General features: G+C 35.5%; 9 protein-coding genes and 1 riboswitch. Of the genes, 3 read left to right on the forward strand and 6 right to left on the reverse strand.

Going from position 1 to position 12,707, the window contains the following annotated elements; all coding sequences use genetic code 11:
* Positions 1 to 195: 195 nt before the first annotated feature.
* From scpA to IEV72_RS03155, 3 genes are read right to left on the reverse strand one after another with little or no spacing between them, the layout of a single operon-like run.
* Complete coding sequence (gene scpA, locus IEV72_RS03145; protein WP_188457632.1) at positions 196 to 2,319, reverse strand: methylmalonyl-CoA mutase; 2,124 nt, start codon at positions 2,317 to 2,319, stop codon at positions 196 to 198.
* Positions 2,320 to 2,359: 40 nt separating this feature from the next.
* The gene (locus IEV72_RS03150; protein ID WP_188457633.1) at positions 2,360 to 3,721 is read right to left on the reverse strand and encodes a methylmalonyl-CoA mutase family protein; all 1,362 of its coding nucleotides are present in this window, start codon (positions 3,719 to 3,721) and stop codon (positions 2,360 to 2,362) included.
* Positions 3,714 to 4,046, reverse strand: a complete 333-nt coding sequence (locus tag IEV72_RS03155; RefSeq protein WP_188457634.1) for an FtsB family cell division protein — start codon at positions 4,044 to 4,046, stop codon at positions 3,714 to 3,716. Before IEV72_RS03155 ends, IEV72_RS03150 begins: the two co-directional genes overlap by 8 nt.
* 80 nt (positions 4,047 to 4,126) lie before the next feature.
* Positions 4,127 to 4,346, forward strand: a riboswitch (cobalamin riboswitch).
* Positions 4,347 to 4,379: 33 nt separating this feature from the next.
* Between IEV72_RS03155 and IEV72_RS03160 the strand changes: the two genes are divergently transcribed.
* On the forward strand, positions 4,380 to 6,227 hold the full coding sequence (locus IEV72_RS03160; protein ID WP_188457635.1) for a TonB-dependent receptor plug domain-containing protein: 1,848 nt from the start codon (positions 4,380 to 4,382) through the stop codon (positions 6,225 to 6,227).
* Positions 6,228 to 6,236: 9 nt separating this feature from the next.
* Positions 6,237 to 7,286 (forward strand): YncE family protein, encoded by a 1,050-nt coding sequence (locus tag IEV72_RS03165; protein ID WP_188457636.1) that lies wholly within the window; start codon positions 6,237 to 6,239, stop codon positions 7,284 to 7,286.
* A gap of 136 nt (positions 7,287 to 7,422) precedes the next feature.
* Here IEV72_RS03165 and udk read toward each other — a convergent pair whose 3' ends face one another.
* The 3 genes from udk to smpB all read right to left on the reverse strand — a co-directional run bounded on the left by udk (position 7,423) and on the right by smpB (position 11,133).
* On the reverse strand, positions 7,423 to 8,034 hold the full coding sequence (gene udk, locus IEV72_RS03170; RefSeq protein ID WP_188457727.1) for a uridine kinase: 612 nt from the start codon (positions 8,032 to 8,034) through the stop codon (positions 7,423 to 7,425).
* A 145-nt stretch (positions 8,035 to 8,179) separates the two neighbouring features.
* Positions 8,180 to 10,675: a DUF5686 and carboxypeptidase regulatory-like domain-containing protein gene (locus tag IEV72_RS03175; RefSeq protein WP_188457637.1), complete on the reverse strand. Its 2,496-nt coding sequence runs from the start codon at positions 10,673 to 10,675 to the stop codon at positions 8,180 to 8,182.
* Entirely contained in the window at positions 10,675 to 11,133 is a 459-nt protein-coding gene (gene smpB, locus IEV72_RS03180; protein WP_188457638.1) for an SsrA-binding protein SmpB, read from the reverse strand. The genes IEV72_RS03175 and smpB overlap by 1 nt, the downstream gene beginning before the upstream one ends.
* A 188-nt stretch (positions 11,134 to 11,321) precedes the next feature.
* On the opposite strand from smpB, the gene sucC reads away from it, so the two are divergent.
* Complete coding sequence (gene sucC, locus IEV72_RS03185; protein WP_188457639.1) at positions 11,322 to 12,515, forward strand: ADP-forming succinate--CoA ligase subunit beta; 1,194 nt, start codon at positions 11,322 to 11,324, stop codon at positions 12,513 to 12,515.
* The last annotated feature ends 192 nt before the right edge of the window (positions 12,516 to 12,707 follow it).

The raw sequence follows: 12,707 nt of genomic DNA on the forward strand, positions 1-12,707 counted from the left end.
TCAATTTAGATATGGGCTTTGTGTTTATTTTACAATATCAAGAAATACTCGATAAGAGCTAAAGCAGGAAGGTTTGTATGTATTGAAGTTTAAGAGTGTTGGCGTGTAAATTAAAACTATTAGTAAGAAATGTATTTTCTAATTTCTCACTTCTCATCTCTCACTTCTCATTTCTCACTTCTAAAAACCATCCTTTTACTCATCAATCAAAATATCCAACAACTCAATTGCGGCTTGACTAACTTTGGTGCCTGGACCGAAAACGGCAACCGCTCCGGCATTGAATAAAAATTCATAATCTGCTGAAGGAATTACACCGCCAACGATGACCATGATGTCTTCTCTTCCTAGTTTTCTCAACTCTTCAATTACTTGCGGAACTAAGGTTTTATGGCCTGCTGCTAAAGATGAAACGCCTAAAATATGTACGTCATTTTCCACCGCTTGTTTGGCGGCTTCCTTTGGTGTTTGAAACAAGGGTCCGATATCTACGTCAAATCCTACATCGGCATATCCGGTAGCTACTACTTTTGCACCACGGTCGTGTCCGTCTTGTCCCATTTTAGCAATCATGATTCGTGGTCTTCTGCCTTCCAATTCAGCGAATTTATCGGCTAATTCTTTGGCTTTTATAAAGGATTGGTCTGCTTTCATTTCGTTACTGTAAACTCCACTAAAGGATTGTATTTTTGCTTTGTGTCTTCCAAAAACTTCTTCTAAAGCTTGGCTAATTTCACCTAAAGTGGCTCGCTCTCGGGCTGCTTCAACAGCAAGTGCTAATAAATTTTCCTTACCTGTTTTAGCCGATTCGGTTAAAGCCTTCAGTTTAGCTTGCACCTTTTCGGTATTGCGACTTGCTTTTATTTTATCCAATTTTTCCAATTGTTGTTTTCTAACCGTTTGGTTATCGACTTCTAAAGTAACAATCGGGTCTTCTTGTTGTAATCGGTATTTGTTCACGCCAACAATAGTGTCCATTTCACTATCAATTCTAGCTTGTTTTTTGGCGGCAGCTTGTTCTATTCTCAGTTTCGGGATGCCTTCTTCAATGGCTTTGGTCATTCCGCCTAATTCTTCTACTTCCTGCAAATGTTCCCAAGCCTTTTCAGCGATTTCTTGGGTCAATTTTTCAACATAATAGCTTCCAGCCCACGGATCTACAGTTTTGGTGATATAGGTTTCATCTTGTAAATACAATTGCGTATTTCTAGCAATTCTTGCTGAAAAGTCTGTGGGTAAAGCAATGGCTTCATCTAGAGCGTTGGTGTGTAAAGATTGCGTACCACCAAAAGCCGCCGCTGCTGCTTCAATACAAGTTCTGGCCACGTTGTTAAACGGGTCTTGTTCAGTTAAACTATAACCACTGGTCTGGCAGTGTGTACGTAAAGAAAGTGATTTTGGATTTTTGGGATTAAATTGCTTGACCAACTTCGCCCAAAGCATTCGGGCGGCACGCATTTTGGCAATTTCCATAAAGTGATTCATCCCAATTCCCCAGAAAAAAGACAATCTCGGTGCGAAGGTGTCGATATCCATACCGGCTTCCATTCCTTTTTTGATGTACTCCAAACCATCTGCCAAAGTATACGCCAACTCAATATCTGCGGTGGCTCCAGCTTCTTGCATATGGTAGCCCGAAATACTGATGCTATTAAATTTAGGCATGTTTTTAGACGTAAATTCAAAAATATCAGAAATGATTTTCATGGAAGGAGTTGGCGGATAGATGTAGGTGTTTCTTACCATAAACTCCTTCAAAATGTCATTTTGAATGGTTCCTGAAAGCAATTCTGGTTTCACTCCTGTTTCTTCTGCTGCTACAATGTAAAAAGCCAAAATGGGTAAAACGGCTCCGTTCATAGTCATAGAAACCGACATTTTATCCAACGGAATTTGATCGAATAAAACTTTCATATCTTCTACTGAATCGATGGCCACACCGGCTTTTCCAACATCGCCTTCTACGCGTTCGTGGTCAGAATCGTAACCACGATGCGTGGGTAAATCGAAAGCTACAGACAATCCTTTTTGTCCCGCAGCCAAGTTTCTGCGGTAAAACGCGTTGCTTTCTTCTGCTGTTGAAAATCCTGCATATTGGCGAATGGTCCACGGTCGGGTTACATACATGGTAGAATAAGGACCACGAAGATAAGGTGGCTTTCCTGCAACAAAATTCAAATGCTCTAATTCTTTTACATCTTCATAATGGTAAAAAGGTTGAAGCTTTATCTTCTCCGCCGTTGGAAATGCTTTGGAATCTGCATTTTTGTTGGCTTTAGGTGTTTGTATTTTAAGTTGACTTATATCTCTTCTTGCCATGGTATTGTGCTTTGTAACTACTTTAAAAATTACTTTTTACTTAATCTTGCTGTGTTTTAGTCATCCGCTCTTTTTCAACATCTTCGGCAACTCGGCATTCTAAAATGGGTTCGATTAAGGTTTTTCTAGGTTGTTTTTCTAAGAAAGGATTTTTTTCAAATGCTAAGTTGAGTCTTTCATCTTTGTTTTCATAGGCGTTAGTGCCGACTAATTTTTTCTTTCCTGCAGAAATTTCTTCTCGCTCTTTGGCATCTTGCTCTTTGATTTTCTTTTGAATTTTTCCTTCAAAAAGCTGTTGAATTAATCCACCGCCTTGTTCTAAATCCTTGAAAATTTCAAGTGCTTGCTCTTGCAATTGCTGTTTAATTTTTTCAATATAATAACTGCCATCTGCTGGATTTTGAACCTTATCGAAGTAACTTTCATTTTTGAGAATCAATAATTGATTTCTGCTAATTCGATCAGCAAATTCATTTTCATTTTGGTAAATGGTATCGTAATTTAAGTTACAAACCACATCAGCTCCACCTAAAATTGCACTCATACATTCTGTTGTGGTGCGTAACATGTTCACATTATAATCGTATAGAGTTTTGTTGCGTTGACTTGGCTCTGCGGTAATTTTAATAGGAATTTCCAATTGGTATTCGCTCAACAAACTAAACATTAAAATGCGTAAGGCTCTTAGCTTAGCAATTTCGAAAAAGTAATTTCCTCCAATAGCAACCTGTAAATGCAGGGATTTGATTTGTTGAAGATAACTTTGATTATCAGCTACATTCAAATATTCGTTGAGATGCGCCATAGCATAAGCCAACTGCTGAACGTGGGTTGCGCCAGCTTGTTGATAATGCTTCAACTGAAGCGTAATGTTGTAGTTTTCCTGAGCTGAAATTTCTTTCAAAAATTGAAAATCGGTTTTTTGATTAGCATACCAATTGCCTGTTTTTCCCAATTTTGCAAGTGGGTCAATAACAAAAACGGCTTTCCCTGTAAAATCTGAAATTAGCTTTTGTAATTCCGAAAAATGAACTTTTTTAAATTCGATAATGGGTTTGACTTCTTTTTCGTTTAAAGCTGTAATAATTGAATGTAATGGAGTAGAAGTTGAGGCAACTCTAAGCAAAACCTGTTCAGCTCCACGGTTTACAGCGTCTATTATATTGTTGATTTCCGTTTTTTCATCGAATAAAAAACCTTGGCATATTTTCCATTCAGATGAAGCTACTGAAGAAAATTCTTCTACATCTTCAGAATGATAAAAAGGTTTTATATCAATGCTATTTTCGGTATGGGTAACTAATTTTTCATTAAAATCGGCGCCTTTTAATTCTACTTGAATTTGTTGTTTCCATGCCTTTGCAGATACTTCTTCAAATTCGCTAAAAAGGGATTTATTCATGCTGATGTTGTTTTAAACTATCTTGATATTCTATGATAAAAATTTCTTCGTTGGGTCGCTTCATAAAGTAGTTTTCACGAGCAAATTTTTCAATTTCAATGGAATCATTTAAGCGTTCTAAAGTGCGACTGTCTTCTTCAATTTCCTTTAAATAATAAGCTCTGTTGTCCAGTAATTCTTCTTTTTCTTGATTTAATTCACGCTGGATCAACCACGAATTCGTGTCTAAAAAAAGCATCCAAATAACAAAAACGAGTGAAACTAAAAAGTACTTATTACTAATTATTCTAAACCAAGTTTTCTTTTTAAGCTCATTCCATTTCATTTATCAAAAATACAAAAATCTTACAGGAGTCCGCGCTTAGCTTCAATAGTATTTTTTAACAAATGTTTCAAAAATAATTCTATATTTGCCTTGAATTTGGTTGAAAACGACTTTTACGAGCGTTTTCATTAAAAGGGAATTCCGTTGAAATCGGAAGCTGTTCCCGCAACTGTAAGCTTAGTGCGCCTTAGGTGTACGCTTTGTTTTTCTCACTTCAATATACCACTGTTCGCCTTCGGCTGATGGGAAGGTTAAAACAAAGACGCAAGTCAGGAGACCTGCCTTATTCTAAATTTTAAAACGAAGATTCTCGGGATAAGGATCGAGTTGGTTATGAAACAGAACTATTTCTGCATTACGCTATTGGCGTTGTGTTGGTGTGCTGCAACTTTTGCACAAATTCATTTGGATTCAATTCAAAGACTGGATGAAGTTGTCGTTACCAACAAACTGCTATCTGATTTTTCAACGGGGCAAAAAATGCTCAAGTTGAAGGATTCTGTATTGCAACAAAATCCAGTTAACTTAACGGATTTACTCAATTTTAATACAGGAATTTATTTCAACCAAAACGGGTATGGAATGGTGTCTTCGCCTGCTTTTCGTGGGACAACGGCACAACAAACCGCGGTAGTTTGGAACGGCATCAACATCAACTCGCAGTTCAATGGGCAAGCCGATTTCAATACCATGTTGAATCCAACAATGCAGCAAATCAATATTCAGCCGGGTGGTGGAAGCGTGATTTATGGAACTTCTGCCATTGGCGGTAGCATCCATTTAGAAAGCAAATTGAAGTTTAACAAACAAACCAAACACTTCTTTCAAACCAACTACGGAAGCTTCAATACGCTTGATTCCCGTTACCAATTGCAACATGCTACCGAGCAATGGAGTTTCAATTTTGGGTTTCAGCACAATTCATCCGACAATGATTTTCCGATTCATAACAGCAATCGAAACAATATCAATGGGAAATTTAATAACAATGCGATAGGTTTGGATATCGCTCATCAAATCAATGAAAAGCACCAACTAAAATTCTATTCTTGGTTGTTTTTAGGCGATCGAAATTTATCTGTTATTCGCCCTAGCGATACCAAATCGGCTTATAAAAATCAGGATTTACGGAGTTTGTTAGAATGGGAATACGAACACGAAAACTGGCGTTCTACTTGGAAGGTAGGTTATTTGAATGAAGATTTTAAGTACATACAAAACATCAGTCAGGAAAATGAATTTACGGCTAATGTAGCGGAAACCTTTCTTAACCAATACAACCTTCAATTTGAAAATAAAGCTTGGGTATTTTCTGTTTTAATCGATGCCAATACGGCCAAAGCAAGTGGAGATGATTTGCTGGAAGACCGGCGAGATGTAGCTGCTTTTGCCTTGTTGGCCAAACGTAGAGTCAATTCAAAATGGATTGTTGAAGCCAGTCTTCGGCAGGAAATTTCCAATTTATACAACAGTCCGATTTTATATAGTTTGGGAAGTGATTATCGGTTTTCAAAATACTACAGTATGAAGTTGCACACATCGAGAAACTTCCGAATTCCCACCTTTAACGATTTGTTTTGGGGAAGCAGCGGAACTACCAACTTATTGCCAGAAAGTGCTTACCAAGTAGAATGGGGACATCATTTTGAACGGAATCAATTTCAAATTTCAGCGACTGGATTTTACAATCACATCGATGACATGATTCGTTGGATTCCCAATGAAAATGGAATATGGCAACCCGAAAACACCGATAAAGTACGCACATACGGAGCAGAATTTGAAGCCAATTATTCCAAAAAATGGAATTCGCATCAATTGCAATGGAATGCCAATTATGCGTACACGGTTTCAGAAAACAGGGACACCGGGTTTCAATTGCGGTATGTGCCGTTTCATAAGGCTACTTCATCTTTAGCTTATCATTACAAAAAATGGTCTGCCGATACGCAATTTATTTGTGTGGGAGAAGTGTTCACTCGATCGAACAACCAACCGAATGCAATTGTACAAGATTATGGCTTACACCATCTTGGTTTGCGCTATCAATTGTTTGCCAATTCGCCAGAAATCGATGTAGGAATGCGTGTTTTTAATATTTGGGATTCTGAATTTCAAGGAGTTGAAAACCGCCCTATGCCGGGAAGATATTATCAATTTACATTTAATTTAATTTTTTAAAACCAAATTATGAAGTATTTTAAGTATGTTAGTTTTGTAGCAATTGCCAGTTTTTTGTTTGCATCCTGTAGCAGTGATGACGATAATATTAATCCGCAAGAACCTTTACCCACAGGTGATTATGTAGATGGATTTTTTATAGTAAACGAAGGTCCTTTTGGCGGAAGTGGTTCGCTTAGTTTTGTAAAAAACGATTTTTCTGAAGTGACTCAGAATGTATTTTCAGTTGAAAATCCCAATGCAGATATCGGTAGTTTTGTTCAGTCAGTATTTTTTGATGAAGAGCGCATGTTTATCATTTCAAACGGAAGTAATTTAATAAATGTCGTTAATCGTTTTACCTTGGAATTTATTGAAGTTATTGATGCCGGTTTTGAAGTTCCACGCTACGGTGTGGTGTTGGATAACAAAGCCTACGTGACCAATTTAGCTGGGTTTGATTCTACTATAGACGATTTTATTGTGGTTGTTAATTTAGAAACTTATGAAGTGGAAAGCAATATTGCGGTAAATAATATTGCGGATAAAATTGAAGCTTACAACGGGAAATTGGTTGTTCAAAATTCTGCCTTTTCAGATGGAAATTCGGTGAGTTTAATCAATCCTGCTACAGCAGCAATAGAACAAGTAGTACAAGTGGGCGATGGCTTAAATTCTATGGTTTTAGCCAATAATCAATTGTTTACCTTAAGTGGAAATCAACTTTCTAAAGTTGATTTAGGGAGTTTCAATGTAACTGAAACAATCACTATTCCTGAAGAAGCAGAAGGTGTAAATAATTTACGAATTGATCAAAATCAAGTATACTATACTTTGGGGAATTCAGTGTATTCCAATTCAGTAAATGAATTAGATTTTACAGAAGAGCAGATGTTTTCTTATGAAACCAATTCTGAATCAGGTGTGTTTTACGGATTTGCAGTAAAAGACAACCAAATTTACATTTCCGATGCAGGCGATTTTGCTTCTAATGGGAATATACATGTATATAGTGAAACGGGAGAAATTCTTTTAGAAACTGAAGTAGGCTTAGGTCCAAATGGGTTTTACTTCAATTAAACGAATACAGCTTTAGCGCTTAAATTTTCACCTTGAATAGTTCAAATTTATTTTGAATTATTCAAGGTTTTATTTTTAGAAAGTTATGAACCTGAGTTGAATATTGGCAACTAAAACTGTTTGAGCTATTAAATATTTAGCCTAAAATACGCTCTTTAATTACAGATTGCACAATATCTATCGCCACGTTGTTGTATTTATTGTAAGGAATAATAATGTCTGCAAATTCTTTGGTGGGTTCTATAAATTGTTGATGCATAGGCTTCAACGTGGTTTGGTAACGATTTAAAACTTCATCTAAATCGCGACCACGTTCTTGAATATCGCGTTTCAATCTTCTAATTAAACGTTCGTCACTATCTGCATGAACAAACATTTTAATGTCGAACATATCACGAACTTCCTTATGTGCTAAAATTAAAATTCCTTCAACAATCATAACTTTTTTGGGAAGTGTAGTAACGGTTTCGCCAGTTCGGTTGTGTTCTTTAAAAGAATAAACCGGTTGTTCGATGGGAACACCCGCTTTTAAACTGGATAAATGTTCATGAAGCAATTCAAAATCAATAGACTTAGGATGATCAAAATTGATTTTTTTACGCTCTTCAAAACTTAAATGGCTAGTGTCCATATAATACGAATCTTGGTAAATCACATCTACTTCGTCGTGCTGTAATTCGTTTATAATTTGGTTGACAACGGTTGTTTTTCCGCTTCCCGTTCCACCCGCAATTCCTATAATGAGCATGTCATAAATTTTAGACAAAAATACATTTTTATACCGATTACTATTTTAAATGTCATGTAAATACGCTTTAAAATATAGATTGGCATCATACCTAAATAAATAATGCAGAATATTAGCTACTTAAATTAATATGATCTGTTTTAGGCTACAGGAAATTCAAAAACTGGAGTCCGAGCATGATTCCACTTTGTGTTTTTCCACCATAAAAAGATTGTACATAATCTAGGCGTAGAAATCTAAATTTTCCAAAACCTAAATTTTCTAAACCAGCATGAACTTCATAATAAGGCTTTCGTTCTTGGGTAAACAAGCTTTTTGCACCAGCTACTAAGTTGTAATTAAGTTGATTTAAAACAGGTATTCGATTTAAGATCAGTCCTTTAAATTCATGTTCAACATGCATTTCTGCATAACTGTGTTGAGTTGAAAACGCATAATAATCCATCATCAAAAATTTACCGAGATAGGAATCTGAAGTTTCTACAAAAGTCTGATTTCCGTTGAAGTGTTTAAAGTCTAGAAATGAAATCTGCTCGTTGTTATTATTGATCCAACCCGTGTTGATTTGATAATTAAAAACTCCTAAGTTGGCTAGATTTAGATTTTGCTGAACGCTAGTGCGCAACATATCGAAATTGTAGTTACTAAATGAACTTCCAAAACCCTTTTCGTATACTAAGTCAATTCTAGGATAATCGTTGTTCGGGATGTTGTATTTTCCATCTGGCCGATTGATGTATTTTTGTCCAAATCTCAAATTTGCACCTACTTTAGCAATAAATATGTGGTGGTTTTGAAATAAATTTTCTCCTGTCTGATTGGGAAACAAAGGATGATTACTGGTGAATCCTTCCGGGTTATTTATCCAAATTCTTGAGTTGGTTGAGTTGTTTAAAGCATTTCTATCTTCAAAAGCAAAGTTTGCATAAGCACGAATTCCGTTGGTAACTTCATCAGCAAACAAAACTTCTGCAAAATTACGCTCGTACATTTTTAAAAAGCTTCGTTCAAAAAAGGTAGCAGCAATGGTATTAATTAATGGGCTAATGGGATTGGTGCTGTTAATTTGAATTGCTTCGCTTCCCGCTGAAACACCTAAATAGGTGTCTTTTGTGTTATTGAATTTTTTCCTAAACGCTAATTTTCCACGTAACTTTTCTTCTGAAAATCCATAATTGGCAGTTGCACTAAGATCCCAGAATTTTTTAAAGGAATTGTCTTCATCTTTTTGTCTGTAGGTAAATGAAGTGTTCAAATTCCATCCTTGTACATTGTTATAGCTTAAATTTCTAAAGGAAAAACCTTCATAAGAAAACGAACGATTTTTATAAGAATTATCCCATGTATAACCTGTTATAGGACTCAAAATTTTAAACTTATTGCCAACCTGGTCAACTGAATCTAAGTAGGTTTTAGACTTCCGTAAGGTTTGAATGCTGTCTTTTCGTATGTAGTCATTTTGTTCTATTTCGGTAAGTGGAATAGGGCGAGTGCTTTCCCAAAAAATAGAATCTCTTTTGTTGGCATCTTTTTCATAATAGACAATTTCATTCGTGAACCGAAGTTCTTCTGCGGTAGGTTCTAAATTATAATTTTTGTAAAAACCTAAAAACTTTCCGCTTCCAGACATGCCAAGAATCTTCCACGTAAAATTGAATCCTTTGGAAAGGCTTAACCAAATTTCATTTTCTGAATTGTAAGCAAATTCTTGTTGAAATTGAACATTTTCTAAAGGTGGAATTTGCGTAGCTTCACCAGTAGTACTTAAGTCAACTCCAAAAATTTCCCAAGAATCTTCTACAATATATATGTACCCTGAAAAAACTTTATCTTTTTTTCGCTTCGGAATTACTTCTACTTTATTGATTAAAAATCCATTACTGTCGTAAAATACACCTTCCAATTGGTAATTGTAATAATTGAAAGCATAATCGGCAATGGGTGAAATCATCTCGATGTTGAAACTGATGGTGTTGTTGTAAAAGGAAACATTAAAATCTTCTGCATTGTTCCAACTGAAACCATTGTCGTTGCCACTTACTTTTGAAGCTGTAATTTCTTCCCGAAACCGGTCTGGCGATTGATAATATATTTTGGAAACCGTTTCACTTAAATATATGATTCCGCTTCGGGTAGAATCTAAAGTTCCGTCCATGTCGCCTACTTCCATTCCTAATATTTTTTCAGGAATATTTTCAGCTTTCCATAAACTTCGGGAATAAAAGTCTGCCGCGAAAGCTTCAATTTTGTTTTTGTTTTTCTTTCGGTGCTGTATGGCTTGTTGTATGATTTTTAAGGCTGGATTCTCATCAGCTTTTACAACAACATCATCTAAACTAGTTACTTCTTCAGTTAAAGCAACATTTTTTTGTTGACTCTTATTTAAATTTTCAATTTCAATTTTTTCAGTTTTAAAACCCAAGTATTGAAAAACTAAAGTAAAGTTATTCTGCGATTGCTTCAGTTTAAGCTGGTATTTTCCTTCAGCGTTGCTGGTTGTTCCAGTAAAAGAACCTTCAATATAAATATTTACATCAGATAGCGCTTCGCCATCTGTATTGGTAACTTTTCCAGAGATGCTTTGGGCATAACCATGCAAACCACTTAGAATTAGGATGAAGATAAAAAATGAGTTTTTCATTAAAAGGATTTTTTGATTCGATCTAGTTTACGTTTGGTTTCTCGTTCTTTGATGGTCTCACGCTTATCGTGTACTTTTTTACCTTTGGCTAGAGCAATTTGCAGTTTGGCAAATCCACGATCGTTAATAAACATCAATAATGGAACTATGGTGAGACCTGAATTTTTAACTTCTTTATGTAGTTTTTTTAGTTCGTTTTTATTCAACAGTAATTTCCGTTCACTTTTTGGGTTATGATTAAAATGTGAAGCATGCGAATATTCCTGAATGTTCATGTTTATAACAAAAAGTTCACCTTTGTCATTAAACTCACAAAAACTTTCTGCAATGCTGGCTTTCCCTTCCCGAATGGCTTTTATTTCGGTACCACGTAACACGATTCCCGCGATGTATTTATCTAGAAATTCGTAATTAAACTTCGCTTTTTTGTTTTTTATTTTAATGTTGTTTCCTTTCATAGATATTGCTTCAATTGTCTGGCAAAGCTAAGTAAAAACATTTGATAGCATACAGAAAGAAAATGGCTTTAAAATATACTTGCTCAGCTATAATTTAGCATTTCTTTAATGAAATAGACTTCAAATAACTTGCCTTAAGCGCTTAAATTGTTACTTTTGTAGGACTTAATTTTAAGCACAACCTGAATATGAATTTACACGAATATCAAGGAAAAGAAATACTAAATAGCTTTGGCGTTAATATTCAACGCGGCATTGTAGCTACCACTCCAGAAGAAGCTGTAGAAGCTGCTAAAAAACTTACCGAAGAAACCGGAACGGGATGGCACGTAATAAAAGCCCAAGTTCATGCAGGTGGACGCGGAAAAGGTGGCGGAGTTAAATTGGCTAAAAACTTAAAAGAAGTTGAAAAAATTGCTGGAGAAATTATTGGAATGAATCTGGTAACTCCACAAACTTCTAAAGATGGTAAAAAAGTTCACCAAGTTTTAATTGCTGAAGATGTATATTATCCTGGTGATAACGAACCAGAAGAATACTATATGTCTGTTTTACTAAACCGAGCAACTGGCAGAAACATGATTATGTATTCTCCAGATGGTGGAGTTGATATTGAAACGGTTGCAGAAAAAACTCCTGAACGTATTTTTACAGAAGAAATTAATCCTGCAACAGGTATTCTTCCGTTCCAAGCGAGAAAAGTTGCATTTAATCTAGGATTAAGCGGAAAGGCTTTTAAAGAAATGACCAAGTTTGTAACTGCTTTATACCAAGCTTACGATGGTTCAGATTCTTCTTTATTTGAAATTAATCCTGTATTAAAAACATCTGATGATAATATTTTAGCTGTTGATGCTAAAGTTACTATTGATGATTCTGCTTTATTTAGACATAAGGATTATGCAGAATTAAGAGATAAACGCGAAGAAGATCCTACTGAAGTAAGAGCTAAAGAAGTTGGATTGAGTTTTGTAAACCTAGATGGAAATGTGGGCTGTATGGTAAATGGTGCTGGTTTAGCAATGGCAACTATGGATTTAATTAAATTTGCTGGTGGCGAGCCTGCAAACTTCTTAGACGTAGGTGGTACTGCAGATGCAAAACGTGTGGAAGAAGCTTTCCGTATTATTTTAGAAGACGAAAAAGTAGAAGCAATCTTGATCAATATTTTTGGTGGAATTGTTCGTTGCGACCGTGTTGCCAATGGAGTAGTGGAAGCCTACAAAAATTTAGGCGACCAAATTAAAGTTCCAATTATTGTTCGTTTGCAAGGAACCAATGCTGAAGAAGCTAAGGAAATTATAGACAATAGCGGCTTAAATGTAGAGTCAGCTGTAATTTTCCAAGAAGCTGCAGATAAAGTACAAAAGGTTTTAGCCTAACATTAAAATCTTAATATACTAAAAAATCCGTCTCTATCTAGAGACGGATTTTTTTATGTATCAATTTTGCTTTTGAAATGATATTGTATAAGTAAAAGTAAATTTGATGATATTACTTTTGATTTGTAGTGCCAATATGTTGTTTGGGTTTTTAAGTTATTACTATCGTTATAAGTTAATTTCTTAAAGTAG

The organism is Psychroflexus planctonicus, from assembly GCF_014640195.1.
Classification (GTDB): domain Bacteria; phylum Bacteroidota; class Bacteroidia; order Flavobacteriales; family Flavobacteriaceae; genus Psychroflexus; species Psychroflexus planctonicus.

Bases quoted from the DNA above. Each gene is read 5' to 3' on its own strand.
- scpA (WP_188457632.1), bottom strand. From the start codon at position 2,319: ATGGCAAGAAGAGATATAAGTCAACTTAAAATACAAACACCTAAAGCC.
- IEV72_RS03150 (WP_188457633.1), bottom strand. From the start codon at position 3,721: ATGAATAAATCCCTTTTTAGCGAATTTGAAGAAGTATCTGCAAAGGCA.
- IEV72_RS03155 (WP_188457634.1), bottom strand. From the start codon at position 4,046: ATGAAATGGAATGAGCTTAAAAAGAAAACTTGGTTTAGAATAATTAGT.
- IEV72_RS03160 (WP_188457635.1), top strand. From the start codon at position 4,380: ATGAAACAGAACTATTTCTGCATTACGCTATTGGCGTTGTGTTGGTGT.
- IEV72_RS03165 (WP_188457636.1), top strand. From the start codon at position 6,237: ATGAAGTATTTTAAGTATGTTAGTTTTGTAGCAATTGCCAGTTTTTTG.
- udk (WP_188457727.1), bottom strand. From the start codon at position 8,034: ATGCTCATTATAGGAATTGCGGGTGGAACGGGAAGCGGAAAAACAACC.
- IEV72_RS03175 (WP_188457637.1), bottom strand. From the start codon at position 10,675: ATGAAAAACTCATTTTTTATCTTCATCCTAATTCTAAGTGGTTTGCAT.
- smpB (WP_188457638.1), bottom strand. From the start codon at position 11,133: ATGAAAGGAAACAACATTAAAATAAAAAACAAAAAAGCGAAGTTTAAT.
- sucC (WP_188457639.1), top strand. From the start codon at position 11,322: ATGAATTTACACGAATATCAAGGAAAAGAAATACTAAATAGCTTTGGC.